27 protein-coding genes are annotated in these 26,257 nt (G+C 30.4%); 12 read left to right on the forward strand and 15 right to left on the reverse strand.

All coding sequences use genetic code 11. From position 1 onward, the window contains the following. Positions 1 to 95: 95 nt before the first annotated feature. Entirely contained in the window at positions 96 to 710 is a 615-nt protein-coding gene (locus tag H0I29_RS03245; protein WP_218731377.1) for a DUF1684 domain-containing protein, read from the forward strand. Positions 711 to 805: 95 nt separating this feature from the next. Here the strand turns inward: H0I29_RS03245 and H0I29_RS03250 are convergent, their stop codons facing one another. Beyond that, positions 806 to 1,054 carry a hypothetical protein gene (locus H0I29_RS03250; protein WP_165732273.1) on the reverse strand — a complete coding sequence of 83 codons (249 nt, stop codon included), beginning with the start codon at positions 1,052 to 1,054 and terminating at the stop codon, positions 806 to 808. Beyond that, a complete protein-coding gene (locus tag H0I29_RS03255) occupies positions 1,054 to 1,380 on the reverse strand; it encodes a nucleotide pyrophosphohydrolase (RefSeq protein ID WP_218731378.1) in 327 nt (108 codons plus the stop codon). The genes H0I29_RS03250 and H0I29_RS03255 overlap by 1 nt, the downstream gene beginning before the upstream one ends. A gap of 161 nt (positions 1,381 to 1,541) precedes the next feature. Between H0I29_RS03255 and H0I29_RS18320 the strand changes: the two genes are divergently transcribed. Further along, complete coding sequence (locus tag H0I29_RS18320; protein WP_254712690.1) at positions 1,542 to 2,114, forward strand: hypothetical protein; 573 nt, start codon at positions 1,542 to 1,544, stop codon at positions 2,112 to 2,114. A gap of 154 nt (positions 2,115 to 2,268) precedes the next feature. On the opposite strand, the gene H0I29_RS03265 is transcribed toward H0I29_RS18320, so the two are convergent. Together H0I29_RS03265 and H0I29_RS03270 are read right to left on the reverse strand one after the other, a co-directional pair. After that, a complete protein-coding gene (locus tag H0I29_RS03265; protein ID WP_218731379.1) occupies positions 2,269 to 3,042 on the reverse strand; it encodes an alpha/beta fold hydrolase in 774 nt (257 codons plus the stop codon). 159 nt (positions 3,043 to 3,201) lie between these two features. After that, on the reverse strand, positions 3,202 to 3,915 hold the full coding sequence (locus tag H0I29_RS03270; protein ID WP_218731380.1) for a pyridoxine 5'-phosphate synthase: 714 nt from the start codon (positions 3,913 to 3,915) through the stop codon (positions 3,202 to 3,204). A 66-nt stretch (positions 3,916 to 3,981) separates the two neighbouring features. On the opposite strand from H0I29_RS03270, the gene H0I29_RS03275 reads away from it, so the two are divergent. The 8 genes from H0I29_RS03275 to murI all read left to right on the forward strand — a co-directional run bounded on the left by H0I29_RS03275 (position 3,982) and on the right by murI (position 11,901). Next, positions 3,982 to 4,635, forward strand: a complete 654-nt coding sequence (locus H0I29_RS03275; RefSeq protein ID WP_254712691.1) for a CBS domain-containing protein — start codon at positions 3,982 to 3,984, stop codon at positions 4,633 to 4,635. A 39-nt stretch (positions 4,636 to 4,674) separates the two neighbouring features. Continuing rightward, complete coding sequence (locus H0I29_RS03280) at positions 4,675 to 5,574, forward strand: NAD kinase (protein ID WP_218754416.1); 900 nt, start codon at positions 4,675 to 4,677, stop codon at positions 5,572 to 5,574. A gap of 104 nt (positions 5,575 to 5,678) precedes the next feature. Continuing rightward, positions 5,679 to 6,377 carry a DUF6089 family protein gene (locus tag H0I29_RS03285; RefSeq protein WP_218731383.1) on the forward strand — a complete coding sequence of 233 codons (699 nt, stop codon included), beginning with the start codon at positions 5,679 to 5,681 and terminating at the stop codon, positions 6,375 to 6,377. A gap of 6 nt (positions 6,378 to 6,383) precedes the next feature. Beyond that, positions 6,384 to 7,127: an isoprenyl transferase gene (locus tag H0I29_RS03290; RefSeq protein WP_165732258.1), complete on the forward strand. Its 744-nt coding sequence runs from the start codon at positions 6,384 to 6,386 to the stop codon at positions 7,125 to 7,127. 7 nt (positions 7,128 to 7,134) lie between these two features. Beyond that, positions 7,135 to 9,666 carry an outer membrane protein assembly factor BamA gene (bamA, locus tag H0I29_RS03295; RefSeq protein WP_218731384.1) on the forward strand — a complete coding sequence of 844 codons (2,532 nt, stop codon included), beginning with the start codon at positions 7,135 to 7,137 and terminating at the stop codon, positions 9,664 to 9,666. Positions 9,667 to 9,730: 64 nt separating this feature from the next. Then, positions 9,731 to 10,510 (forward strand): OmpH family outer membrane protein, encoded by a 780-nt coding sequence (locus H0I29_RS03300; RefSeq protein ID WP_218754417.1) that lies wholly within the window; start codon positions 9,731 to 9,733, stop codon positions 10,508 to 10,510. A 19-nt stretch (positions 10,511 to 10,529) separates the two neighbouring features. Beyond that, a complete protein-coding gene (locus tag H0I29_RS03305; RefSeq protein WP_165732252.1) occupies positions 10,530 to 11,036 on the forward strand; it encodes an OmpH family outer membrane protein in 507 nt (168 codons plus the stop codon). 67 nt (positions 11,037 to 11,103) lie between these two features. Next, positions 11,104 to 11,901 (forward strand): glutamate racemase, encoded by a 798-nt coding sequence (gene murI / locus H0I29_RS03310; RefSeq protein WP_218754418.1) that lies wholly within the window; start codon positions 11,104 to 11,106, stop codon positions 11,899 to 11,901. On the opposite strand, the gene H0I29_RS03315 is transcribed toward murI, so the two are convergent. From H0I29_RS03315 to H0I29_RS03360, 11 genes are all read right to left on the reverse strand, one after another. Further along, positions 11,898 to 12,881: a type IX secretion system membrane protein PorP/SprF gene (locus tag H0I29_RS03315; protein ID WP_218731387.1), complete on the reverse strand. Its 984-nt coding sequence runs from the start codon at positions 12,879 to 12,881 to the stop codon at positions 11,898 to 11,900. The two genes, murI and H0I29_RS03315, sit on opposite strands and share 4 nt — an antisense overlap. A gap of 156 nt (positions 12,882 to 13,037) precedes the next feature. Continuing rightward, positions 13,038 to 13,736, reverse strand: a complete 699-nt coding sequence (locus tag H0I29_RS03320) for a sulfite exporter TauE/SafE family protein (RefSeq protein ID WP_218754419.1) — start codon at positions 13,734 to 13,736, stop codon at positions 13,038 to 13,040. Continuing rightward, positions 13,736 to 14,182 (reverse strand): FixH family protein, encoded by a 447-nt coding sequence (locus tag H0I29_RS03325; protein ID WP_218731389.1) that lies wholly within the window; start codon positions 14,180 to 14,182, stop codon positions 13,736 to 13,738. The genes H0I29_RS03320 and H0I29_RS03325 overlap by 1 nt, the downstream gene beginning before the upstream one ends. An 8-nt stretch (positions 14,183 to 14,190) precedes the next feature. Further along, entirely contained in the window at positions 14,191 to 15,612 is a 1,422-nt protein-coding gene (gene ccoG / locus H0I29_RS03330; protein WP_218754420.1) for a cytochrome c oxidase accessory protein CcoG, read from the reverse strand. A gap of 28 nt (positions 15,613 to 15,640) precedes the next feature. Beyond that, positions 15,641 to 16,555, reverse strand: coding sequence for a cbb3-type cytochrome c oxidase N-terminal domain-containing protein (locus H0I29_RS03335; protein WP_218754421.1), 915 nt, complete (start codon positions 16,553 to 16,555; stop codon positions 15,641 to 15,643). A gap of 12 nt (positions 16,556 to 16,567) precedes the next feature. Further along, positions 16,568 to 16,735, reverse strand: a complete 168-nt coding sequence (locus H0I29_RS18325; RefSeq protein WP_082864248.1) for a cytochrome C oxidase subunit IV — start codon at positions 16,733 to 16,735, stop codon at positions 16,568 to 16,570. Positions 16,736 to 16,739: 4 nt separating this feature from the next. Continuing rightward, a complete protein-coding gene (gene ccoN, locus H0I29_RS03340) occupies positions 16,740 to 18,935 on the reverse strand; it encodes a cytochrome-c oxidase, cbb3-type subunit I (RefSeq protein WP_218731392.1) in 2,196 nt (731 codons plus the stop codon). 10 nt (positions 18,936 to 18,945) lie between these two features. Next, positions 18,946 to 19,119: a cbb3-type cytochrome oxidase assembly protein CcoS gene (gene ccoS / locus H0I29_RS03345; RefSeq protein WP_105047790.1), complete on the reverse strand. Its 174-nt coding sequence runs from the start codon at positions 19,117 to 19,119 to the stop codon at positions 18,946 to 18,948. A gap of 92 nt (positions 19,120 to 19,211) precedes the next feature. Beyond that, positions 19,212 to 20,579 carry an oxygen-independent coproporphyrinogen III oxidase gene (gene hemN, locus H0I29_RS03350; protein ID WP_218754422.1) on the reverse strand — a complete coding sequence of 456 codons (1,368 nt, stop codon included), beginning with the start codon at positions 20,577 to 20,579 and terminating at the stop codon, positions 19,212 to 19,214. Positions 20,580 to 20,635: 56 nt separating this feature from the next. Beyond that, positions 20,636 to 21,334, reverse strand: a complete 699-nt coding sequence (deoD, locus tag H0I29_RS03355; RefSeq protein WP_218754423.1) for a purine-nucleoside phosphorylase — start codon at positions 21,332 to 21,334, stop codon at positions 20,636 to 20,638. Positions 21,335 to 21,336: 2 nt separating this feature from the next. Next, positions 21,337 to 23,712, reverse strand: coding sequence for a heavy metal translocating P-type ATPase metal-binding domain-containing protein (locus tag H0I29_RS03360; RefSeq protein ID WP_218754424.1), 2,376 nt, complete (start codon positions 23,710 to 23,712; stop codon positions 21,337 to 21,339). Between the two features lie 104 nt (positions 23,713 to 23,816). Here H0I29_RS03360 and H0I29_RS03365 point away from each other — a divergent pair, with 104 nt between their 5' ends. Continuing rightward, positions 23,817 to 24,503 (forward strand): Crp/Fnr family transcriptional regulator, encoded by a 687-nt coding sequence (locus tag H0I29_RS03365; RefSeq protein ID WP_218731396.1) that lies wholly within the window; start codon positions 23,817 to 23,819, stop codon positions 24,501 to 24,503. 400 nt (positions 24,504 to 24,903) lie between these two features. Continuing rightward, positions 24,904 to 26,211, forward strand: coding sequence for a site-specific integrase (locus tag H0I29_RS03370; RefSeq protein WP_218754425.1), 1,308 nt, complete (start codon positions 24,904 to 24,906; stop codon positions 26,209 to 26,211). Positions 26,212 to 26,257 lie beyond the last annotated feature (46 nt).

Consider the following 26,257-nt stretch of genomic DNA (forward strand, 5'->3'; position numbering starts at 1 on the left):
TAAATGTTAAGACTCTTTTCATTATTTGTTTATTATTGTGCCAAAGCTACATAAATTATTTGAATGTTGTATTTTTGATTTGTAAATAAATTATAATGAAAAAAATAGTACTTCTACTCTCTATCACTTTTCTATTGATGTCTTGTAATTCGCAAAGCAAAAGGCCTTTAATGGGAAAAACTGTTTATCAACAAGAACTAAATGCGAGTTTTAAAGATGCATCTATATCACCTTTAAAAAAGAAAGATTTGAGACATTTTAAAGGGTTAGATTTTTTTGATATTGATTCTACTTTTATTGTAACTTCAAAATTAGTTAGAACAGAAAATGCACCAACATTTGAGATGGCAACCACCACAGATAGAAAGCCTTTGTACAAAGAATACGGGAAGTTACATTTTACTTTGCAAGGAAAAAATCACGAATTAACCATTTACCAAAGTCAAGATGATTTAGAGGATGAAAAATATAAAGACTATTTATTTTTACCTTTTACAGATGATACTTCTGGAGAAACATCTTATGGTGGCGGGCGTTATATGGATGTAATGACCACAGATATTACGGCAGAAAACATGGTAATATTAAACTTCAACAATACTTACAATCCTTATTGTGCCTATAACGACAAATATTCTTGCCCATTAACACCTAGAAAAAATCATTTAGATTTAGAAATAAAAGCCGGAATTAAGGTTTATAAAAAATAAGTATTTTAAACTCTGTTATAACCTACTATAAACAAGTGCAGAAATAACAATTTAATTAAAATCCCCAAGGTTGCACCTTGGGGATTTCTTTTTGCTTACACCATTTTTTTATTGGTCATATACAAACCATAAGCCGCACTAAAAACAACTTTAAATCCAAAGAAGTTTTTCCATTTTCCGTCTGCAAAATTGGTTTCTATAACTTTAGCAAAGTCGGCAGAAAATAAATCGCTAAAACTAGCCATTAACAAAGAAACTACCGTTACAATTACAAAGAAAGGAATAGCTACTCTAGCAAAATTACTCCAAAAAAGCGGTTGTTTTATTTTTTCTAAAAATGTCATTATTTTAATTTTTGATTATTGTGATGACGGTCGTGATCACGTTTTGTTTTAATATCTAATTTCTTTTCAAAAGCGTCTTGTAAATCGACCCCTGTTTGGTTAGCCAAACACAAAACGACAAACATTACATCTGCCAACTCCTCTCCTAAATCTTTATTTTTATCAGACTCTTTTTCACTTTGTTCCCCATAACGTCTTGCAATAATACGTGCAACTTCACCAACTTCTTCTGTTAGTTGCGCCATGTTTGTTAACTCGTTAAAATAACGAACCCCATGAGTTTTAATCCAATCGTCTACTTGTTTCTGTGCGTTTTCTATATTCATTTTTCTTTATTAAAAGATTGAAAAAATTAAAGTATCAAAGATACATTTTATAAATTATTTGGTTTGTTTCTAAACCAATAAAACGCTAACTTCGTTATCGACTGATATAAAATATTAAAACGATTTTATATTATTTCATTAGCAGCAATATGACCAAAAATATGAAAGAAGGATTAATTAAAGATACTTACGAACTCATTTTTAAAGAAATACAAACAGTAATTACAATTTTCTATATTTTGATTGTTGGTATTGGGATGCTTTTTACTTATCAAAAGTACTCGGAATTCGGAATTAATATTTTTGATTATGCGGATGTTTTTGATTTTTTAGTAGCTCCTTTTTCTGATTTTAAAATATTATTATTTTCTACAATAACAATAACGTTAGTTTTTCTCTTTTTTAAACTTGATAGTCTATTTAATAGAAAATTTCCGAAAAATTACTCGAGAATAAACTTTGGTTGGGATAAAAAAAGCTGGTTCAATTCATACAGGTATTCATTATTTTTTATTCTTTTTATTTTCTACCTTTATCTTTCTGCTGATTTTTATGGAAAATTCACAAGTAAACAAACAAAAGAAAATTCACCAATAAACTTAAAATACTCCGACAATGAAATTATCAATGGAATAGTAATTGGAAAAACAAAAGATGTGATTTTTTTATTGCAAGGTAAAAAAGTGAAAGCAATCCCAATAAATTCAATAATTAAAGAATTTGAAATAAAATAAAGCTGCTAACACCGTGTATAATTAATTGCTTTGGTCCTTGCCTATTTGGAAAATTCCTTCGATATTTTTCTCGCGTTCGTTTTTGTTTACTAACTTAGTCGCTTAAACACGTAACAAAGTGTACACAAAACAAAGATAACGAACCTTAAAAAAACTAACTCAAAAACTCAGAAACCTCTGCGTAAAAATCCTTCGGATTTTCAGCATGTAACCAATGACCTGCATTTTTAATTTCTACAATTTTAGAATTCGGAAAATGTGCTTCAATAATTGGTTCTTCGTCTTGTGTAATATAGTCCGATTTTGATCCTTTTAAGAACAAGGTATCTTTTTCAAAAACAGTAAATGATGGCAAAGCTTCACCAACTTCTGGATTATTATCGGTTAAAGATTCCAAATTAAATCTAAACGCTAATTTTCCTTTTTCTTTCCAATAGACGTTTTTCAACAGAAACTGACGCACACCAAAATCCGGAATTAAAGCTGATAATTTTTTATCAACCAAAGTTCGAGTATTTTCTACAGAAAAATCAATAGAATTTAATCCAGCTAAAATAGCATTATGGTGTGGTTGGTACATTCTTGGAGAAATATCAACAACAATTAATTTATCAACTAAATCTGGATATGTAACGGCAAACAACATCGCGGTTTTTCCGCCCATAGAATGCCCAATAATATTTACTTCTTCTAACTGATAATGCTCAATATAAGCATGTAAATCTTCTACTAAAACCTCATAATTAAATTCATCTTCATGAAAACTACGTCCGTGATTCCTTTGATCTATTAAATGAACTTGATAATCTTCAGCAAACTGATTTCCAATGGTCTTCCAGTTATCAGACATTCCAAAATAACCATGTAAAATTAACAATGGTTTTCCTTCTCCTTTTATCGTTGAATGTAAAATTTGATTTTTAGACATTTTGATTTTTTTTGTCTGGTCGAGCGCAGTCGAGACCTAAAGATTAACCTCTCGACTGCGCTCGAGGAGATATTTTTTAAGTTTCCTGACCACAAAGAAACATAGAAAACTTAGTTTTATTGCAGACTGAAACTGAAAACTGAGACTGAATACTACTTACTATTTCAGTCGATGTAAATACATATTTACAACATTCTCTAAACCTAAATACAGACTTTCTGCAATAAGTGCGTGTCCTATTGAAACTTCTGCCAAATTAGGAATATTCTCTTTAAAGAATTTAATATTATCTAAGCTTAAATCGTGCCCAGCATTAATACCTAAACCTAATTTATGTGATAAAATTGCAGCTTCTGTATAGGGTTTTATAGCATCAAAATTACCTAAATCATATTGCGTTGCAAAATCTTCTGTGTACAATTCTATTCTATCTGCTCCTGTTTTAGCAGCTGCTTCAATCAGTTTTGCATCTGTATCAATAAAAATTGAAGTTCTAATTCCGTTTTGTTGAAATTCTTTAATTACTTCTTGTAAAAAAGATTGATGTGTAATGGTATCCCAACCTGCATTAGAAGTAATTGCATCTAGAGCATCTGGCACCAAAGTAACTTGTGTTGGTTTTACTTCTAAGACCAAATCCATAAAAGATTTTATAGGGTTTCCTTCAATATTATACTCGGTAGTAACAACATTTTTTAAATCTCTTGCATCTTGATAACGAATATGTCTTTCGTCTGGTCTTGGGTGAATTGTTATTCCCTGAGCACCAAACTCTTCTATATCACTGGCTACTTTTAATAAATTAGGGACATTTCCTCCACGAGAATTTCTTAAAGTTGCTATTTTATTAATATTTACACTTAACTTTGTCATTGTCTAAAATTAGGCTGCAAATATAATTTATTAAATCATTTTATCCTATATTCGTAAAGCATGAATATGAACGACTACTTATTAGAACAAATAAAACCACTTCGCTTAAAAGACACTGTTAAAAGTGCTCAAAAAGTGTTAAGAAAAAATCATATAACACATTTTCCCATTATTGAAAACAACAAATTATTAGGTTCTTTTGCAGAAGATGATATACAGACCATAGAAAACAACGAAGAAGAGTTAGTTGAGCATGCACATTTATTAAATTCTTTTTTTGCTGATGAAAAAGCAACTGTTTTAGAACTGTTAAAGATTTTTGCAGACAATGACACCAACCTTATACCTGTTTTAAATGAAGCCAAAGATTATATTGGTTATTTTGATTTACGTGATGTTTTAGATGTTTTTTCGACAAGTCCGTTTATGGTTGAAGAAAGCGAGACTTTAATTATAGAAAAATTAAGGAACGACTACTCTATGAGTCAGGTTGTACAAATTATAGAAGCTAGTGGAGGTCAATTATTAGGCTTATATATTTCCGAAAAGAATTTAGATAATGTACAAGTTACCATCAAAGTAATTTCTGAAGAAATAAATGAAATTATGCAAACTTTTAGAAGGTATGATTATAAAATTATATCTATGCATGAAAATGACATTTATTTAGAAGATTTAAAAAGTAGGTCTGAATATTTACAGAAATATTTAGACATGTAAACCTATAAGAATACATTTACCAAAAAATAAAAAAACGTATTGAAAAAAGCAGCAATTTACGGTCAATCATACGCGATTACATCAGAAAAAGAAGTTAAAACATTAATACACGTTTTACAAAAAAATAAGATTGATTTTTATATTGAACATGAGTTTTACAAACTTTTAACAGTAAATAAAGTATTGGAGGATTCATACAAATCATTTGATAATTTTAATGATTTAGACAATACTTTTGATATCATGCTTACACTTGGTGGAGACGGTACATTTTTACGTTCTGCAACCCATATTAGAGATTTAGACATTCCTATTTTAGGCATAAATACAGGTAGATTAGGTTTTTTAGCCATCGTTGCAAAAGACGTAATAGAAGAAAGTATAAATTTGGTTTTAAAAGGCGAATATACCATACAAGAAAGAACACTTTTATCTGTTAAAACAGAACCTAAAACAAAAGATTTTGAAGAATTAAATTTTGCCTTAAATGAAGTAACTATTGCCAAAAAGAACACTACTTCTATGATTGGGGTAAAAACCTATTTAAACGGAGAGTACCTAACAAATTACTGGGCAGACGGCTTAATAATATCTACACCAACTGGTTCTACAGGCTATTCGTTAAGTTGTAACGGACCTGTAATTTTACCAGATTCTAAAAACATTGTAATTACACCAATTGCACCACACAACTTAAATGCAAGGCCTATAGTAATCTCTGACGAAACTAAAGTAGAGTTAGAAGTAGATTCTAGAGAAAAAAGTTACTTAGTATCTTTAGATTCTAGAGTTACTACGGTAGCCAACCACACAAAAATTCTAATAGAAAAAACAGATTTTACCATAAAAAGTATTCTACCTAAAAACCAATCTTTTTTAAAGACGTTAAGAAGTAAACTTTTATGGGGAGAAGACATTAGAAACAAAACAAATGTTTAACGGAGTACTTACAATATTTCTTTAAAAATGTTGTTATTCAAAAAAGACTATATATTAACTTTATAAAGCAATTTGAAATTTCTATATTTGCCCACTATTTTATAATGAAAAAAAGAATATTATTTTTTGTATTTGTAAGTTTCACCTCCATTTTTATGGGGCAACTTCATGAGGTAGGCCTTACTATTGGAGGTACTAACTATGTTGGTGACATTGGTAAAAACTACTACTTTTATCCGAATGAACTCGCTGGTGGCATTACATACAAGTACAATTGGAATCCAAGAATTGCTTTAAGAGCATCTTACAGCTTTCTACCTATTTCAGGAAATGATGCAGATGCAGACACGGGGTATAGAAGAGATCGATTAGACGCTAGCGGAAAAACATACAAGTTTTCTAACAATATTAATGAATTAGCTGTTGGTATCGAATATAATTTCTATGAATATGATTTATCTTCTTATGATAAAACTTGGACTCCTTACCTAATCTTAGAATTGGCTGTTTTTAATCATACAAACGTAAGTTCATACTTACCAACAGGAGGAATAGAAAAATTAGGAAAGAAAACGTCTTTGGCTATTCCTTTCGGTTTTGGTTATAAGTCTAAATTATATGGTACTTTAGCTTTTGCAATTGAAGCAAAATTTAGATATACTTTTGAAGATGATTTAGATTACCTTTCTAACGATACACCAAATGTGAATTTAGACGGTACAGGTAATGATTGGTATATGTTTACTGGGGTTTCTTTAATCTATACCTTTGGTAGACCTGCTTGTTATACAAACGGATTATAAAAAACTATGGACAAAAAATTACTAATCGACCTACAAAGAACACCAAAACATGTTGCCATTATAATGGATGGTAATGGCCGTTGGGCAAAAGGTAAAGGAATGAATAGAATTTTCGGCCATAGAAATGCCCTAACTGCTGTTAGAGAATCTGTTAGTGCAGCTTCTCAAGTAAACATAGAGGCAATTACTTTATATGCTTTTTCTACAGAAAACTGGAACCGACCTAAATTAGAGGTAGACGCTTTAATGAGTTTATTAATTAATTCTTTAAAAAAGGAATTACCTGGCTTCATGAAAAATGGCGTAAAAGTAAACGCAATTGGTGCTATAGAAAGCTTACCTAAAAAAGCTCAAAAAGTTTTAGGAGATGTAATTTCTCAAACAAAAGACAACACAGATATTGTATTAACCTTTGCTCTTAGCTATGGTTCTAGAGAAGAAATTGTTAATACTATTAAAAACATATCCAAAAAAGTTGTTAATAATGAGATAAATATCGAAGAAATTGATGAAAATACTATAAATAACCATTTATATACGTTTAATTTGCCCGACGTAGACTTAATGATTAGAACTAGTGGAGAACAACGCATTAGTAATTTCTTATTATGGCAAATGGCATATGCCGAATTATATTTTACAGATATACTTTGGCCAGACTTTAGAGAAGAGCATTTTTACGATGCAATCATAGATTATCAGAATAGAGAACGAAGATTTGGAAAAACAAGCGAACAAATTACAGAATAAATTTTTTATGAAATTATTTTCTGCATCAATAATGTTAACAGCATTATTTTTTACTTTTAGTGCTAAGGCACAAACTGAAATAGATAGTTTATCGACAGTAAAAATAGACACGACCTCTATAAAAGATACATCCTTTGAAAAAGGGAAAGAATACACCCTAGGAGGCATAAGTGTAACCGGTTTAAAAAAGTTTAGTGAAGAAACCGTTAGGGTTTTTACAGGCTTAAGAAATGGGCAACCTATTAAATTACCAGGAGACAAACTTACAAGTGCCATTAAAAAGCTATACGAAAGTAAGCAGTTTAGTAACGTAGATGTTTACCTAGCTAGATTAGATGGTAGTACAGTTTACCTACAATTTGATGTCTTAGAATTACCTCAATTAAACAATATAACAATTGCAGGTATTAAAAAAGGGAAAGCAAAAGAACTTAAAAAAGATGCTGAATTAAAAAAAGGAGCAATGGTTACTGATAACCTTATTGTTACTACTAAAAATTACTTCACAAAAAAATATACAGATAAAGGTTTCCTAAAAACAAAAGTTAATTTAGATGTTAAAAAAGATACATCTGATATTAACATTGTTAACATGGCTATTTTTATTGATAAAGGCAAAAAAATTAAAATTAAAGACATTAATTTTGTAGGAAATAAAGCGCTTTCTGATAAGAAACTTAAAAAAGCGATGAAAAACACCAAAGAAAAACTTCTTGGTCGTTTTTGGAAAGGATCTAAATATATAGAAGAAGACTTTCAGGAAGATTTAGAAAGTATTTTAGATAAATATAGCAGATTAGGATACAGAGATGCACGTATTCTTAGTGATAAAATTAGTTGGAATGATGACAACACCATCGATATTGATTTAGAATTAGAAGAAGGAAGACAATATAGATTTGCAGAAATTTTATTTGTTGGTAATAAAGAATACACAGCAGAACAACTTCAATTATATTTAAAGATTGAAAAAGGAGATGTATATAATGGTGCTGTTTTAGAAGAGCGCGTTAAAGGTGATGGTAGCCCAACATCTCAAGATATATCTACTTTATACCAAGATAACGGTTTTTTATTCTCTTCTGTGAATGCTGTAGAAACTAAAGTTAAAAATGATTCTATTACAGTAGAAATTAGAATTAGAGAAGATGAAAAAGCTCGTATTAAAAAAGTAACTGTTTCTGGTAATGACAAAACTAATGACCATGTTTTATTCAGAGAACTACGCGTAAAACCAGGAGACTTATTTAGTAGAAGTGCTATTATTAGATCTATTAGAGAAATTGGTCAATTAGGTTTCTTTGATTCTAATGTTTCACCAGATGTAATACCAGATTATCAAAATAAAACAGCAGATATAGACTTTTCTGTTGTAGAAAAAGGTGGAAGTCAAATAGAATTACAAGGTGGTTATGGTGGTGGTTCTTTTATAGGAACTTTAGGTTTATCATTCAACAACTTTTCTATAAGAAACATCTTTAACAAAGAGGCTTATAAGCCTTTACCAATGGGAGATGGTCAAACACTATCATTAAGGTTACAAACGAGTAGAACATACAATACATATAGTTTTTCTTTTACTGAACCATGGTTAGGTGGTAAAAAACCAAAATCATTATCTTTTTCTGTATATTCTTCTAATCAATATCAATTAGATTTTACTACTTATGATGTAGATAAAAGTAAAAGTTTAGGTATTATTGGAGCTTCTGTAGGGCTAGGACAACGTTTAAAATGGCCAGATGATTTTTTCCAATTATCACAATCTATTAGTTACCAAGCATTAAAATCTAACAACTATAACTTTGGTTTGGCAGGTTTAAACTTAAACAATGGTACATTAAACAACCTTTCTTACAATATTTCTTTATCAAGAAACTCTGCAGGACCAAGTTTAATATTTCCTACATACGGATCTGAGTTTACCGTTGGAGCGAAAGCAACATTTCCTTATTCTTTATTGAATAATAAAGATTATAATGACAGCAGTTTAGATGCTGTAGACAAATACAAATGGTTAGAGTACTATAAATTAAATTTTAAAGGAAAATGGTATACTGCATTTACAGACAAATTGGTATTAATGACCAATGCAGAGGCAGGTTACTTAGGTTCTTATAATAGTGATTTAGGAGCAACACCTGTAGAGCGTTATTTTGTTGGTGGAGATGGTATTGCTGCTTACCAGTTAGATGGTAGAGAAACAGTAGGTTTAAGAGGATATGAAAACAGTGGACTTTCATCTAACTATGGTGGAACCATTTATAATAAATTTCAATTAGAATTACGTTATTCAATTACAGATGCTCCTTCTGCATCTATTTATACACTTGGGTTCTTAGAAGCGGGTAATTCTTATGACGATTTTGATGAATTTAATCCCTTTGATTTAAAACGTTCAGCAGGTGTTGGGGTAAGAATTTTTATGCCTGCATTTGGTTTATTAGGAATTGATTTTGCACATGGATTTGATCCACTACCTGGTCAAAGTGAAAAATCTGGTTGGCAAACACACTTTATAATTGGAAAACAATTCTAAAAAAACTTCAGCATTGTAAGGGAAAAGTTTTTTTGGCACGGTTTTTTCTAAATACATAATACAAATGAAAAAAATATTTTTAGTAATCGTTCTTTTACTTAGTGTTACTTTTTCTTGGTCTCAAAGAGGTCAATCAATTGCCTATATAGATATGGAGTATATTCTAGAAAATGTTCCAGAATATTTAGATGCGCAAAACACGTTGGATGCTAAAGTTGCTAAATGGAGAAAAAAACTAGATGAACAAGCTAGACATATAGAAATCTTAAAAACAGATTTAGCAAATGAAAAAGCAATTCTGACAAAAGATTTAATTGAAGAAAAAGAAGAAGAAATTAGTTTAAAACAAGTAGAATTAAGAAGACTAGAATCTTTGTACTTTGGCCCAAATGGAGATATGTTTTCTGTAAGAAAACAATTGGTTAAGCCAATTCAAGATCAAGTTTACAATGCAATACAAAGTATTTCTTTAAGAAAAAATTATGACTTTGTTTTTGATAAATCTACTGACTTGGTAATGCTATATTCAAATAAAAAATACGATATTAGCGACCTTGTTTTAGCAACTATAGATCGTAGTAGATTAATTGCTGAAAAAGGGAAACAAAGAGAAGAAAGAAATCTAGCTCCTAAAAACGAGTTAACAGATAGACAAAAAGAAGCTATCGCCAAAAAAGAACAAGCACAAGCAAAGAAAATTGCAGATGTTGAAGCAAAAAAGAAGCTAATCGCAGAAAAAAGAGAAAAGCTTTTAAAAGATCGAGAAGAAAAGAGAGAGTTGTTAAGAGCTAAGAAAGAAGCTTTAAGAAAGAAAAAAGAAGAACAAAAAGAAGAACAAGAATAATAATTAAATTAAAACAAGAATGAAAAATTTAAAATCGTTACTATTAATCGCTGTATTTACTTTAGGACTAGCAGGTGTTGCAAATGCACAAAAAATAGGTCATATAGACTTTGAAAAATTAGTTGCAGAAATGCCTCAAACTAAGACTCTAAAATTAGATATGGAGAAACTTGGTAAAACGTACCAAGATGAGATTACAGGAATGGAAAAGAAAATTGAAGCTACTAGACAAAAGTATGTTGCAGAGTCTAAAGGACAAACCAACGAAACTAATGATACAAGAGCTCAAGAATTACAACAAGAAGCTGCAAAAATTGAACAAGCAAGAAGATTTGCTTACCAAGATATGCAGAAAAAACAAAATGAAGGTTTACAACCAATCATAGAAAAAGCACAAACTGCTATCGATGCTGTAGCTGCTTCTAAAGGTGTAGTATATGTTTTAGATGCTTCTGTTGGTAAAGGTTTATTAGTTAAAAAAGGTGAAGACTTATTTAACGATGTAAAAGCTAAATTAGGTTTTTAATAAATCTACTTAATATTACAAATTAAAACCTACTGAAATTCAGTAGGTTTTTTTATTTTTACAGAACATGGTAAAACACAATAAATTTCCTATTGGCATATTTGACTCTGGTGTAGGCGGTACTTCTATTTGGAAAGAAATTAATGCACTTTTACCACAAGAGAATACTATTTACTTATCAGATAGTAAAAATGCTCCTTATGGGGATAAAAGTAAACAACAGATTATTGATTTATCCATTAAAAACACCGAGTTTTTACTAAAACAAAATTGTAAAATTATAATTGTAGCCTGCAACACTGCAACTACAAACGCCGTAAAAGTTTTAAGAGAAAAATACGATATTCCATTTATAGGAATAGAGCCAGCTATTAAAACAGCTGCTTTACATACAAAAACCAATACCATTGGCATACTTGCCACAAAAGGAACCTTAAATAGTGAGTTGTTTGAAAAAACATCCCATTCCATCAACCAAAAAATTATACGCAAAGAAATAATAGGAACAGGCTTAGTAGAGCTTATAGAAGATGGTAAACTGCACTCTAAGGAGATGACAGAATTATTATCAACCTATGTTAATCCTTTAATAGAAGAGAACGTAGATTGCCTAGTTTTAGGTTGCACACACTACCCTTACTTAATTCCACAAATAAGAAAATTGGTTGGAAATAAAATTCAAATTATAGATTCTGGTCAAGCTGTAGCAAGACAAACCAAAAATATTTTAGAAAAACATCTACTAATAAATACGAATAAAGAAAAAGGTGTACATCAATTTTTTATCAATAAAGAAAAAAATGTATTAGAAATTTTAATCTCTGATAAAAACCACACAACAACAGTATCTGAAAGAGATTTTTAGAAACCGATAAATGAATTATTAATATTAGGCATACTACGCCAAGTTTTATCTTGCGTCCATAAATTAATACCTAAAGTTAATTGATGAAAACCAGATTTTGTTAAGACTACATCTCCTATTTGGTTTGTATAGGTATAAGAAAACATAACGTTTTTATAATTTAAACCAACTATTGGAGAAACAAATTGAGAGTTCTCTACAGCATCGGCATCAAAACTTCTTCTATAAGACAATGCTAACCACAATTGATAGTTATTAAGCGTTTTATATCCTTTTAAATTAAAATCTGCAATTTTCTGTCCTGTGTTTTCCTTTACTTGAAGCATAAAAGAAGGTTCTAATTGAAAATAGTAATTTTCATCATAATAATATCCTGCAGAAAAAACATAATTCCTTAAATTTAAAGGTTCTAAAACATTTAAATTATTTTTAGCTGTTAATAATAAATTCTTCACTGTAAAATAAGACGAAAAACCACCTCTATGGTAAGCAGCACTAAAATCTGAATTATAATAACTGGAGCTCTGAATAATTGCAGCAACATCATCATTACCAAATGATCTTTGATCGGATTGATTTTGAACAAAAGTAAAAGATAACCCGAAAGATAATTGCTCAAAATAATTACCATTATCATTTAAAGGTAAATGATACGCATACGTACCTTGAATTCCTTTTTGAGAGTGATATCCGTTTTTATCATTAAACAAAACAACACCAAAAGCTGCATTTGTTTCAGCACCAAATCTAGAATGGAAACTTATAGTTTGTAAAGCAGGTGCATCTGGTATACCAGACCATTGTTGTCTTGCTGTAAAACGTAATTTACTAGAATTACCAATACCTGCAGCAGATGGATGTACCAAATACACATTGTCAGATAAATAATCTTGATAAATCGGTAATGTTTCTTGTGCATAATTTTTTAAAGAAAAAAACAAAACACACAGTAAAGAATATTTTACGTAATTTAATTTCATTAAAGGAAAAGTATTATAAGATATCAAATATATTCTTTTTCTTATAGAAAACACTTTTCATGTTAAAAATTTTACAAAATTAGTTGTATATATTTCAGCTAACAAGCTAAAATTATGATTAATACAGTAAAATTTAAAAAGAAAGAATAAAAACCGTTAATGACAAATTTCATTCGCATTTATAACTTCTAAAATAGGAGCCGGAGAAACATAAGGAATTCCAAGACCTAGTCCTCTTAAAACAAATAAAACCCCAATAAATACAACCACAACGGGTATTGCTTTTTGAATTTTTTTTCTAAGAGTACCTTTGGTAAAGTTGCCCAAATAAACGACAGAAGTCATTAAAGGAATAGTACCCAAACCAAATAAAAACATATATAAACTTCCTGAGAAAGCATTTGTGGTAGCTAAAGCTCCAAAAACAGCCATATAAACCAAACCACAAGGTAAAAACCCATTTAAAAAACCAATGGTAAAAAAAGTATCATTTCTCTTCTTCTTCAACTCTTTGCCTAATGCATTCTTTACTTTAAAAATAACTTTATTGATGCCCTTAGAAAAATTTATTTTTGAAAAAAATCTAGGAAAAATCACCATCAAAATCATACTGACACCAACAACTATAGATAGTTGCTGTTGAAATCCGAAGAAATAAAATCCCTTCCCTAAAAAACCAAATAATAAACCGATAATACTATAACTAAATAATCGACCAAAATGATAACTTAAAATTTGTAGAAAACCTTTAGTTTTATTTTGTCTATCAATTGGAAGCATAAAGGCAATAGGTCCGCACATACCAACACAGTGAAAACTACCTAATAACCCAAATAATATTGCCGATAAAAACATTAATACTGTATTTCTCTTTTAATTAAGTATTCTTTATCCTTATATTTGAAAGCCAAATTAATGTTCCAACGACCATCTAATAAACGTTTCTCAGGCACGAGCAAATATGTATTAGAGATTGAAATAGGTATTTCAAAATCTAATTGTTTATTAGACGGTCTATATAGGAACACTTTTCCTGTAATTTCATTTGGAGATAACTCTTTAGGAAATTCTATTTTTAAACCTTCTACTGTTCTTTGAATAGTTACTTTATCTTTATACTTGGCTCCATTTTGCTCTGCATCAATTTCACCTTGAAAATGTACTTCTTGTTGGTAATAATTTTCTGTAACTAAATCGTAACTATAAGAATTATCTGTGCTCATAGTAATAACCATGTATAAAATAAAACTCATAAAAGCGACTATTGCAATAGTAATTCCTGTTCCCCAATTAAATTTCATAATGTTATTTATTTGTAACTTCTAGGTCCTAAAAAGTTGGTTATGGTAGTTTCAATTAATTCGTCGCCACTATAAACACCTATTTCTAACTTTATTTTATCTTTTTTTAATGCTGATGAGTTTATTTCTATAAATAGAGTTCCCTCTGCTAAACCTTGCTTCGGAATATTAAAATCTTGATTGGTTACTAATTTTATAGTTCCTTTTTGAGACATTAATTTATAACTGACGTCATTTATATCTTTGGTTGTTTTATTAATTACCTTAAAAGTATACACATTACTAATAATGTTATTTTCTTTATGCTGATACAATTGTCCTGGTAACCTTAAAATAGTTGCTTCAACATCATTTCTTAAAAACAACATTCCTATTAAAACTCCTACTAAAATAAATAAGACAGCAGAATAACCTTTAATTCTTGCATTCAGCTTAAAAGGTTTCTTTTTCTCTATATTTTCTTCGCTTTCGTATCGTATTAATCCTTTTGGTAAACCAACACTTTCCATCATGTGGTCACATTCATCAATACAAGCAGTACAATTTACACACTCTAATTGTGTACCGTTTCTAATATCTATCCCGGTAGGGCAAACAACAACACATTGTTTACAGTCTATACAATCTCCTTTACCTATAGCCTCTCTATCTTCGTTTTTCTTAAATTTAGATCTTCCTGCCTCTCGTTCACCTCGTTTATGATCATACGCTACGTTAATGGTTTTGTTGTCTAATAAAACCCCTTGCAACCTACCATACGGACAAGCAATAATACAAACCTGCTCTCTAAACCATGCAAAAATAAAATAGAAAACACACGTAAAAATAATTAATGAAATTAGCGTACTAGTATTATCAAAAGGACTGCCAGTTATGTAAGTTATTAATGTATCGCCACCAATTAAATATGCTAAAAACACATTAGCAATAAGAAAAGAAATAACAAAGAAAATAAACCATTTTAAAAGTCTTTTTCTAATTTTTTCTGCGTTCCAAGGTTGTTTATCTAAACGTATTTGTTTTCCTCTATCACCATCAATCCAATATTCTACTTTTCTAAAAACCATCTCTAAAAAAATGGTTTGCGGACAAATCCATCCACAGAAAATACGACCGAAAATAACTGTAAATAGAATGATAAACACAACACCTACAATCATTGAAATTACCAATAAGTAAAAGTCTTGTGGCCAAAAAGGGAATCCAAAAATATTAAATTTACGTTCTATAACATTAAATAGTAAAAACTGATTCCCATTAATCTTTATAAATGGAGCTAATAAAAGAAAAGCTAATAAAAAGTAACTTACGTAAGACCTGTATTTATAAAATTTTCCACTAGGCTTTTTAGGAAAAACCCAAGAACGATTACCAGATTTATCAATTGTACCAATACTATCTCTAAATTGTTCGTTTTTAGGAGTTTCCATAAATCTACTAATTAACTTGTATTATCAGTTATTCTACTTCTGTTTCTACAGGAGCTTCTTCAGTTGAAATTACCTCTACACCTTCTGCAACCCATTTATCTCCTTCAGGAGCTTTAGCGTTTGCAGGTGTAGTACCTTGTAAAGAAATTACATAGCTAGCAACTTTAGCAATATCATCTGCTTTTAAAGTTTTATTCCAAGCTATCATCCCTTTACCATCTCTACCTCCATTAGAAATAGTACTAAAAACATTTTTAATACCGCCACCTAAAATCCAGAATTCATCTGTTAAGTTTGGTCCAATTGCTCCACCACCATCTGCAATATGACAAGATGCACAGTTCAATTTAAAAACAGCTTTACCTCTACCTAAATCTTTAGCATCTGTTAATAAAGTTACATTTTCAGCAGTTATAAAATCTGTTGCTGGTGCTGTAGATTTATATTCTTTTAAAGCAGCTTTCGCTTCTGCAACCGCTTTATCATATTCTACAATTTGATTATCGCCATCTAAGACTTCAAACCTTACTAAATACACAATTGCAAAAACAATAGAAGCATAAAACATATACACCCACCAAGGTGGTAACGTATTGTCTAATTCCTGAATTCCATCATAGTTATGCTCTAAGATTATTTCTTGTTCACTATCAATATCTTTAGATCTTGTCCAAGATTTTAATAGCTTTTTAATCCATGCATTACTTTCTTCTGGAACAATACCTAATTTTTCATTTTTTAATTCTGTTGCTTTAGCAATGGCAATTACATTTACCATTTCCTTTAGTACAACAACTAAAACAAAACCAATAAGAGCGATCCAAACTAAAGGATTCTCATAAATATCAAATGGGTTTTCGTACACCATAAACGACTTTGCAAGCGCTAAAAACGTAACAATTACAAAGATTATATAGATTGTAGATTGAAAATATTTTTTCATTTTTTTTTCTTTTTAGTTCTCTAACGGTATATTACTTACCTTATTTATATATTCTTTTTTTGCTGTAAATACCCACAAGAACAATGCGACAAAAAAAGTAAAGAATATGATTAATGATATTAAAGGATAAATTTCTATCCCTAAAATACTCTCCATGTGACCTTTTACAAATTTTAACATCGTCTTATTTTTTAGTTATTTTTTGTTCGTCTTTTACTTTTATATCAGTACCCAAACGTTGTATGTACGCTATTAAAGCAACAATTTCTCTGTTTTTCATTTCTATAAAAGCTTCACCATTTTCTTCTGCGTATTGTTTATCCGCTTCGTAATTTTTAGCAAAATCTGGATCTGCATACAAGTTTTGCTCAATTTCTGTTCCTTGTGCTAACATATGCTGTTGTGCATTTGCTATTTCTTCTTCAGAATAAGGAACCCCTAAAGTAACCATCACTTCCATTTTAGATTCCGTATCAGATTTATCTAGTTCATCTGTAATTAACCATTTGTATGACGGCATAATAGAACCTGGTGATGTACTCTGTGGATCGTACATGTGGTTTAAGTGCCAGCTATCTGAATATTTAGCCCCAATTCTATGTAAATCCGGTCCTGTACGTTTAGATCCCCATAAAAATGGATGATCATACACATACTCGCCTCCTTTAGAGTATTCACCATAACGCTCTACCTCACTTCTAAAAGGTCTTATCATTTGAGAGTGACAACCAACACATCCTTCTCTAATATAAAGATCTCGTCCTTCTAACTCTAATGGCGTATAAGGTTTTACACTACTAATTGTAGGAATATTAGACTTTACTAATAAGGTAGGAATAATTTGAACTGCTCCACCAATTAAAATAGCAATCGTTGCAAAAATTGTTAATTTAATAGGTTTTCTTTCTATCCAAGTATGCCATCCTTCTCCTTTAGTTCTGTGTTTAGGCACTACTGTTAAAGCAGCTGCTTCTGCTAACTCATCTTCTACTTTGCTACCCGATCTTACTGTTAAAACAACATTGTACAACATTACAAATGCTCCTATAATATACATACTTCCTCCAATTGCACGCATCCAGTACATTGGTATAATTTCACTAACAGTTTCTAAGAAGTTACCGTATGTTAAAGATCCATCTGGGTTAAATTGTTTCCACATAGAAGCTTGTACAAAACCTGCTACATACATTGGTAACGTATACAATATGATTCCTAAAGTACCAATCCAAAAGTGTACGTTTGCTAATGCAACTGAATATAATTTTGTTTTAAACATTCTTGGTACCATCCAATACAACATACCAAATGTTAAGAAACCGTTCCAAGCTAATGCTCCAACGTGAACGTGAGCAATAATCCAATCACTATAATGCGCAATAGCATTTACATTTTTTAAAGATAACATTGGCCCCTCAAACGTTGCCATACCATACCCGGTAATTGCAACAACCATAAACTTTAAAACAGGATCTGTTCTTACTTTATCCCAAGCACCTCTTAATGTTAACAAACCGTTTATCATACCACCCCAAGAAGGTGCTAATAACATTATAGAAAATGCAACTCCTAAATTTTGAGCCCATTCTGGTAATGAAGTATACAATAAATGGTGAGGTCCTGCCCAGATATAAATAAATATTAAAGACCAAAAGTGTACAATAGACAATCTATAAGAATATACAGGTCTGTTTGCTGCTTTTGGCACAAAGTAATACATCAATCCTAAAAACGGTGTTGTTAAGAAAAATGCTACGGCATTATGACCGTACCACCATTGAACTAAGGCATCTTGCACTCCTGCATACACAGAATATGATTTTAAAAAGGTAACAGGTAATGCCAAACTATTAAAGATATGTAATACAGCAACCGTTACAAATGTTGCTAAATAAAACCAAATAGCGACATATAAATGACGTTGTCTTCTTTGTAAGATAGTCCAGATCATGTTTACACCAAACGCAACCCATACCAATGCGATAGCAATATCTATTGGCCACTCTAACTCTGCATATTCTTTAGATGAAGTATAACCTAAAGGCAATGTTATGGCTGCTGCAACAATAATTGCTTGCCAACCCCAGAAGTTAAAATTACTTAAAAAATTACTTGCCATTCTTGCTTTTAACAATCTTTGAAGCGAGTAATAAACTCCTGCAAAAATAGCGTTACCTACAAAGGCAAAAATTACAGCATTTGTATGTAATGGTCTTAAACGCCCAAAACTTAACCAAGAAATTCCTTCTGTGTAGTAAGGGAATAAAAACATAAAAGCGAGCATTAGCCCCACAGAGAACCCCACTATTCCCCAGAATAATGTAGCATAGATAAATTTCTTTACGATCTTATTATCGTAATAAAATTGTTGCATTTCCATAATTTAATATTTAGTCTTTAGTTGATTTTTCTTTATCTTTTACTAATTCATCATCAAACAACATACGAACAGATGGCGTATAAGAATCGTCAAATTGCCCAGTTTTTACTGAATAAATAAATGCGATAAAAAATAAGATTGCTACTAGAATACTAATAGTTAGTAGTAGGTATATTACGCTCATATCTTGCCTGATAATTGATTTGTCAAAAATAGTATTGGTCCGTTTCTTAAAACATGACAAATATCATGTTTCTCAAATATCTTAATTATTTGTTAAATAGTCATAGAAAACAACTGTGTTTTTGGTTTATTTTTTAAAAGATGCAAATCAAACGCCATACAAATGTTTCGTACATAAGGTCTTGCTTCTTCGGGTATTGATAATGATTTTGATTTTACATCAATTTTAACCAATCCATCTTGCTCCATTTCTTCTAATAATGCTAGATGTTCTTCTATTTTATTGATTCTCATCGTTTTTTCATCCCACGAAGTGGAAAAATGACACATAATATTTAAAATATGTTTTCTAATAACGATATCTTCTTCAGATAATAAATGTCCTTTAAAAATAGGAATCTCTCCTGCATTTACAATTTTCTGATATTCTTTTACAGTCTTTACATTTTGTGCAAATGCATACCAAGAATCGGAAATTGCAGACATTCCTAAACCAATCATTAACTTTGTTTTATTGGCTGTATAGCCCATAAAATTTCTATGCAATGTTTTGTTGATGGTGGCCTTATACAAACTATCGGTCTTTAAAGCAAAATGATCCATACCAATTTCTACATAGCCTAATTCTGCAAAAAGTTCTTTTCCTATTTCATACAAGGCTCTTTTTTCATCATCTTTTGGTAAATCATCTTCATTAAAACCTCTTTGCCCAACACCTTTTACCCAAGGCACATGTGCATAACTGTAAAATGAAATTCTGTCTGGTTGTAATTCTTTGGTTTTATTAATACTATAAATTACGTTTTCTTTAGTTTGATGTGGTAATCCAAAAATTAAATCGTGACTTACAGAAGTATACCCAATTTCTCGAGACCATCTGGTAACTTGTTCTACAGCTTCAAAAGGCTGAACTCTATGAATTGCTTTTTGTACTTTTTCATTATAATCCTGCACACCAAAACTTACTCTTGTATAGCCCTCATCAAACAACGTTTGTAATTGTTCTTTGGTGGTATTATTAGGATGTCCTTCGAAACTAAACTCTGCCTCTGGGTGCTTTTTTGCAATTTCGAAAATACCATCCATTAAATATTTTAGGTTTTCTTTTGAGAAAAAAGTTGGAGTTCCGCCACCTAAATGCAATTCTTTAACAACAGGAACCTCATCTACCAAAGCCACATATAATTTCCATTCCTTTAAAACAGTATCTATATACTCATCTTCTACCTCATGACGTTTTGTAATGTGTTTATGGCATGCACAAAACGTACATAAACTCTCACAAAAAGGTAAATGAATATAAATACTGATACCTTCGGATGCATTACTTTCTTTAAAAGATGTTTGAAAAGACTGTATCCAATCTTGTTTGTCTATTCCTGCCTTGTTCCAATAAGGCACCGTTGGATAACTAGTATATCTTGGCCCTGGAATGTTATATTTTTGTACTAATGATTTCATATGCTCGATACAATTTTATTTGATTCTTCCATAAAAACACTTTAGCTGACAATTAACTAAGCCAATTCTAAAGCAATTTCTATCATTTCTTTAAACGTTTGCTCTCTTTCTTCTGCAGTGGTTCTTTCTTTGGTTACCAAACTATCTGATATTGTTAAAATAGACAATGCGTTTACATTGTGTTTTGCTGCTACCGTGTATAAACCAGCAGTTTCCATTTCTACACACAAAACACCATAATCTGCCCATTTTTTATAACTATCAAATTCATCTGCATAAAATTCATCTGAACTTAAAATCCCTCCAGCATTTACAGTTATATTTTTTTCTTTTGCAACCTCTATTGCTTTCTGAAATAATTTAAAACTTGCGGTTGGTGCATAATCTGCTCCGTTAAAACGAATGGTATTTAAACCCGAATTAGTAGAAGCTGACATTGCCAAAACAATATCTCTTATTTTTACATCTTTTTGATAAGAACCTGCAGAACCTACTCTAATCAAATTTTTAACACCGTATTCTGTAATTAATTCTGTACAATAAATTAAAGTTGATGGAATTCCCATCCCCGTTCCTTGCACAGATACCTTTTTACCATTATAAGTCCCCGTAAAACCTAACATACCTCTCACATCATTGTATTGCTTAATATCTTTTAAAAAAGTATCTGCAATCCATTTGGCTCTCATAGGATCTCCAGGTAACAAAACTGTTTCTGCTATTTCTCCTTTTTTTGCTTCGATATGAACACTCATAATTATTTTATTTTATTTCCGATTAAATTGGTAGAGATTGTTGTAAAAACAACAATACTTATAGAACTTAAAGGCATTAGAATTGCTGCCATTACAGGTATTAATTGCCCCGTTACAGCAAAATACAATCCTATTACATTATAACATAGAGACAGTATAAAACTGTATTTTATAACCTTAATCGCTTTTTTTGATGCTTTTATGTACGTGCCAATTTTATTAAATTTTGATGCATCTAAAATTCCGTCACAAGCAGGTGAAAACACATTAATATTTTCTGATAATGCAATACCAACATCACTTTTTGCTAAAGCACCGGCATCATTTAAACCATCTCCAATCATCATTACTTTTTGATGTTTTAGCTGAAGACCTGCAACTACTTCTAATTTATCTTCTGGTTTTTGATTGAATAACAAATTGGTACCTTTTGGTAAACTTTCTTCTAAATAAACTCTCTCCCCTTCATTATCTCCAGAAACAACAGCTAAGTCATATCCCTTTTTTAAGGATTCGAATAACGGCTTTACTCCTTCTCTGTAAGAATTTTTAAAAGTAAATTTCCCTTTGTAAATCTCATTAAAACTAACATATACAGAGGTGTCTAAAGCAGAAGTATCATCTGTATTTTTCACATAAGAAGAAGAACCTAATTTTAATTTTACATCTTTACAACTTACTTCAATACCTTTGCCTACAATTTCTTTAAAATCGGAAATAGCAAGTACCTCTACTTCTCCCAAACTATTATACAATGTTCTACTTAACGGATGATTAGATGCTCTTAAAGAACTTTTTAAAACACTTTTCTCTTGATTATTTAATTGAACTCCGTCATAAGAAATCGTATTCTCTTTATGTGTGGTTAGCGTACCTGTTTTATCAAAAATAATAGAATCTATAGCTGCCAGTTGCTCTACAACCGTTGCATTTTTTAAATAGAATTTTTCTCTCCCAAAAACACGTAGCATATTCCCTAAAGTAAATGGTGCTGCTAAAGCAATTGCACAAGGACATGCTATAATTAAAACTGCGGTAAACACATTTAATGCTTTGCTGGCATCATAAAACAACCAAAAACTAGTGGACAATAAAGCAACTAGTAAAACTAGTATTGTAAAATTCTTACTAATCGTATCTGTAATGGTTTTAAAAGGCGATTTATTTTCTTTATTAAACACATCATTACTCCATAATTGCGTTAAGTAACTTTGAGAAACAGAAGCTAAAACTTCCATCTCTATCACTCCTGAAAGCTGCTTACCACCAGCAAATAATTTGTCTCCAGATTTTTTAGAAACTGGTTCCGCTTCCCCGGTAACAAAACTATAATCGATATCTGCAGTTCCGTTGATTAGAATACCATCCGTAGGAATTAATTCTTGGTTTCTAATAAGTAGTCTATCTCCTTTTACAATATCATAAATAGCCACATTTTCTTCTTTGCCTTTAGAAGTTATACGGGTAACAGCAATAGGAAAATAAGATTTATAGTCTCGTTCAAAAGACAAGAAATTGTATGTTTTCTGCTGAAAAAACTTCCCTAATAAAAGAAAGAAAACCAACCCTGTTAAACTATCGAAAAAACCAGTCCCTAAATCGAAAACAATTTCTACAGTACTCCTAATAAATAGCACTAAAATACCCAGCGCAATAGGAACATCAATATTTAAAATTTTTGATCGCAACCCTTTGTAAGCAGAAACAAAATAACCTTGTCCCGCATAAAAAACAACCGGTAAAGAAAAGGCAAACATTAACCACCTAAAGAGCGTTTTATATTTCTCTATCCAAAAACCATCTACTTCAAAATACTCAGGAAAAGAAAGAAACATAACGTTTCCGAATGCAAAACCTGCAATCCCTAATTTATAAATTAGACTTCTGTCTACAGCTTTTTTGCCTCCTTCATAATCATCTAAACTAATGTAAGGTTCATAACCAATAGAACTTATTAAAAGAACAATTTCTTTTAAAGTGGTTTTACCAGAATTAAAAGTAACCCTTACTTGTTTCTTCGGAAAATCTACTTGAGACGAAGATATTTTATCATTTAATTTATGTAAGTTTTCTAAAACCCAAATACAAGAACTACAATGAATATGTGGTATATACAACGTTGCAATCTGCGTATTTCCATCATTAAAATCCAATAATTTCTCCGCTATTTCTGCAGTATCTAGAAAATCATATTTTCCTTGAATTTCTATTGGAATTGCTCCGGGATTGTCTTGAAAATTGTAATAACAAGTTAAATCGTTTTCAGAAAAAATTTCATAAACAGTTTTACAACCATTGCAACAGAAACTCTTTTCATCGAACTTTATTAAATTATCATCACAAGAATCACCACAGTGATAACATTGTGTAGGTTTCATATTTACTCTTTTGCCTTTTGCAAATTTACGATAAGAATCATGCTTTAGAACATGATATATATCACATTTTTAATATCTTTGACTCTCAAATACCATTAGTCATTATGAGTAAATGCGAGCAATGTATTATTCGTCAATTTAATTCCCTACAACACTTAACTAAAGAAGAGTTAGTTAAGATCTCTAACTGTAAAACAACTAAAGTTATAAAAAAAGGTGAGGCTATTTTTGAGGAAGGTGAGCGATTAAAAGGTGTTTTTTGTATTAAGGATGGTGTTTGCAAGGTTTCTAAAATGAGTGAAAATGGTAGAAATCAAATTATTAGTTTAGTTACCAAAGGTGACTTATTAGGAGAAAGAAGTTTAATATCTGACGAAGCATCTAATCTTAAAGCAGTTGCCTTAAATGATATGCAAGTCTGTTTTATCCCTAAAGAAGAAATTTTAAAGGACCTATCTAAAAACCCAAACTTTACCATGAATGTGCTTAAAGACATGGCACAAACTTTAAAACAGGCTGATAACGTTATTGTAGATATGGCTCAAAAGACCGTAAAACAACGTTTAGCCGAAACACTTCTAAAGCTTCATAAAAAATTTGGCACAAACAGAGAAGGCACAATAGACATCCACCTTTCTAGAGAAGATATTGCTAATATTATAGGAACAGCAACAGAGTCTGCAATTCGCTTACTTTCTGAGTTAAAAAAGAAGAATATTATTGAGTTTAAAGGAAAGGATATCTCAATATTAAATAGTATTGAATTAGACAAAATTGCTCAAGGATTCTAAAACAAAAATACTTTATTATCATATTTTAAAAAGGTGCATTCAACAATGCGCCTTTTTTCTTTTTTTACAGCAAGCTGATGAAATAAAAAAAATTGAGCCTTAGATTAACGATACCACAACTAACATTAAAAACACTGCAAAAAAACTATAGCGCTAAAGAAACTTATAAACACAAAAAAAGCACTTCATAAATGAAGTGCTTTTCGCGGTCTGGACGGGACTCATTTTTAATTTACTTAATTTTAATAAAAACACATAAACCTTACTAAATCGCACTATCTGTATACATATAGAATAAAATAAAGAAAACTAAAATAAACACAAATAAACTAAATGTTGCCACAAACGTTGCCAAAATTAAAATAATCACTATTTTTGAGTAACTAAAAAAAAGAAAAAAATGGCAACCTTTAACTACAAACTAAGAGACAATAAAGCTACCAAACCAACAACAATTAACTATTATATAAGTCTAGGTAGAGGTTGCAGACTCCGTGGAGCAACTCAATACGCTATTTTACCAAAGTATTGGAATGATGACAACCAAGAAGTTAGAAAAATTTCAGATATATCTAACAAAAGAGTTGAAATAAACAAATGGTTAAGAGAATTTAAAAAATGGAGTGAAGACGAAATAGACAACCTTAAAAAAACATATATTTCTAATGACAAACTAAAAGCAGCTTTAAAACATAGTATTGATATAAAATTGCAAAAAATAGTCATCAAAGAAAAAGAGGTTTTAAACTTTTATTCTTTTGTAGAGAAATTTGCAGAACAATCTAAAGGCAGAATTATAGAAAAGACAGGAAAACCAATTTCATCTAGAACAATACAAGACTACAATACCGTTTTAGAACATATTAAAACTTTCGAAAAAGAAGAAGAATACAAAATAACTTTCAATACTATTAATCTAGACTTCTATTATGCCTTTAAAGACTACTTAGAAAATGAAAAGAATAATTATAGCTTAAATACTATTGGTAAATACTTTAAAATTATAAAAGTCTTTATGAATGAAGCAACGGAACAAGGTTTAAACATTAATCTTTCTTACAAATCAAAACACTTTGTAAAACCAACAGAAAAATCAGAACAGATTTATTTAAACGAAAAAGAACTAGAAAAAATTATAAAACTAAACTTATCAGAAAACCAAGAACTAGAACAAGCCAGAGACTTATTTATTATTGGAGCTTATACAGGTTTAAGAGTTTCAGATTTTAACGGACTAACAAAAGAAAATATTCACGAACACAAAGGAACTAGAGTTTTTAGATTATATCAACAAAAAACAAATCAATACCTACCAATACCAATACACCCTATTGTAGAAACAATTCTTAAAAGCAGAAACGGAAACCCACCAAACAAAATGCCTAGTCAAAGAATAAACGACCTATTAGAAACTATTGGAGAAAAAGCGAGAATTAGTGAGATTATTACCATTAAGAAAACCAAAGGAGGCAAACAAGAAACTAAAATGATTGCTAAATATAAAATGATTAAAAACCATACTGCAAGACGCTCATTTTGTACAAATGCTTACCTATCTGGAATGAATACTTTAGATATTATGGCAATATCTGGACACAATTCAGAGAAAACATTTTTAAACTATATAAAAGTGTCTAAAGATGAAAGAGCTATAAAAATAGCAGATACAGCATTTTTTAAACCTAAAACAGAATTAAAAGTAGTCTAGAAATATAGCGTTATCTGTTTTGATTTTGTACATTTATTGACTTCAA

The organism is Polaribacter sp. R2A056_3_33, from assembly GCF_019278485.1.
Classification (GTDB): domain Bacteria; phylum Bacteroidota; class Bacteroidia; order Flavobacteriales; family Flavobacteriaceae; genus Polaribacter.

Bases quoted from the DNA above. Each gene is read 5' to 3' on its own strand.
- H0I29_RS03255 (WP_218731378.1), bottom strand. From the start codon at position 1,380: ATGAATATAGAAAACGCACAGAAACAAGTAGACGATTGGATTAAAACT.
- H0I29_RS03335 (WP_218754421.1), bottom strand. From the start codon at position 16,555: ATGAAAAAATATTTTCAATCTACAATCTATATAATCTTTGTAATTGTT.
- H0I29_RS03265 (WP_218731379.1), bottom strand. From the start codon at position 3,042: ATGTCTAAAAATCAAATTTTACATTCAACGATAAAAGGAGAAGGAAAA.
- hemN (WP_218754422.1), bottom strand. From the start codon at position 20,579: ATGAAATCATTAGTACAAAAATATAACATTCCAGGGCCAAGATATACT.
- ccoG (WP_218754420.1), bottom strand. From the start codon at position 15,612: ATGGAAACTCCTAAAAACGAACAATTTAGAGATAGTATTGGTACAATT.
- H0I29_RS03360 (WP_218754424.1), bottom strand. From the start codon at position 23,712: ATGAAACCTACACAATGTTATCACTGTGGTGATTCTTGTGATGATAAT.
- deoD (WP_218754423.1), bottom strand. From the start codon at position 21,334: ATGAGTGTTCATATCGAAGCAAAAAAAGGAGAAATAGCAGAAACAGTT.
- H0I29_RS18325 (WP_082864248.1), bottom strand. From the start codon at position 16,735: ATGTTAAAATTTGTAAAAGGTCACATGGAGAGTATTTTAGGGATAGAA.
- H0I29_RS03365 (WP_218731396.1), top strand. From the start codon at position 23,817: ATGAGTAAATGCGAGCAATGTATTATTCGTCAATTTAATTCCCTACAA.
- murI (WP_218754418.1), top strand. From the start codon at position 11,104: ATGGTAAAACACAATAAATTTCCTATTGGCATATTTGACTCTGGTGTA.
- bamA (WP_218731384.1), top strand. From the start codon at position 7,135: ATGAAATTATTTTCTGCATCAATAATGTTAACAGCATTATTTTTTACT.
- H0I29_RS18320 (WP_254712690.1), top strand. From the start codon at position 1,542: ATGAAAGAAGGATTAATTAAAGATACTTACGAACTCATTTTTAAAGAA.
- H0I29_RS03285 (WP_218731383.1), top strand. From the start codon at position 5,679: ATGAAAAAAAGAATATTATTTTTTGTATTTGTAAGTTTCACCTCCATT.
- H0I29_RS03370 (WP_218754425.1), top strand. From the start codon at position 24,904: ATGGCAACCTTTAACTACAAACTAAGAGACAATAAAGCTACCAAACCA.
- H0I29_RS03250 (WP_165732273.1), bottom strand. From the start codon at position 1,054: ATGACATTTTTAGAAAAAATAAAACAACCGCTTTTTTGGAGTAATTTT.
- H0I29_RS03245 (WP_218731377.1), top strand. From the start codon at position 96: ATGAAAAAAATAGTACTTCTACTCTCTATCACTTTTCTATTGATGTCT.
- H0I29_RS03315 (WP_218731387.1), bottom strand. From the start codon at position 12,881: ATGAAATTAAATTACGTAAAATATTCTTTACTGTGTGTTTTGTTTTTT.
- H0I29_RS03300 (WP_218754417.1), top strand. From the start codon at position 9,731: ATGAAAAAAATATTTTTAGTAATCGTTCTTTTACTTAGTGTTACTTTT.
- H0I29_RS03275 (WP_254712691.1), top strand. From the start codon at position 3,982: ATGAACGACTACTTATTAGAACAAATAAAACCACTTCGCTTAAAAGAC.
- H0I29_RS03320 (WP_218754419.1), bottom strand. From the start codon at position 13,736: ATGTTTTTATCGGCAATATTATTTGGGTTATTAGGTAGTTTTCACTGT.
- H0I29_RS03290 (WP_165732258.1), top strand. From the start codon at position 6,384: ATGGACAAAAAATTACTAATCGACCTACAAAGAACACCAAAACATGTT.
- H0I29_RS03270 (WP_218731380.1), bottom strand. From the start codon at position 3,915: ATGACAAAGTTAAGTGTAAATATTAATAAAATAGCAACTTTAAGAAAT.
- H0I29_RS03325 (WP_218731389.1), bottom strand. From the start codon at position 14,182: ATGAAATTTAATTGGGGAACAGGAATTACTATTGCAATAGTCGCTTTT.
- ccoN (WP_218731392.1), bottom strand. From the start codon at position 18,935: ATGGAAATGCAACAATTTTATTACGATAATAAGATCGTAAAGAAATTT.
- ccoS (WP_105047790.1), bottom strand. From the start codon at position 19,119: ATGAGCGTAATATACCTACTACTAACTATTAGTATTCTAGTAGCAATC.
- H0I29_RS03305 (WP_165732252.1), top strand. From the start codon at position 10,530: ATGAAAAATTTAAAATCGTTACTATTAATCGCTGTATTTACTTTAGGA.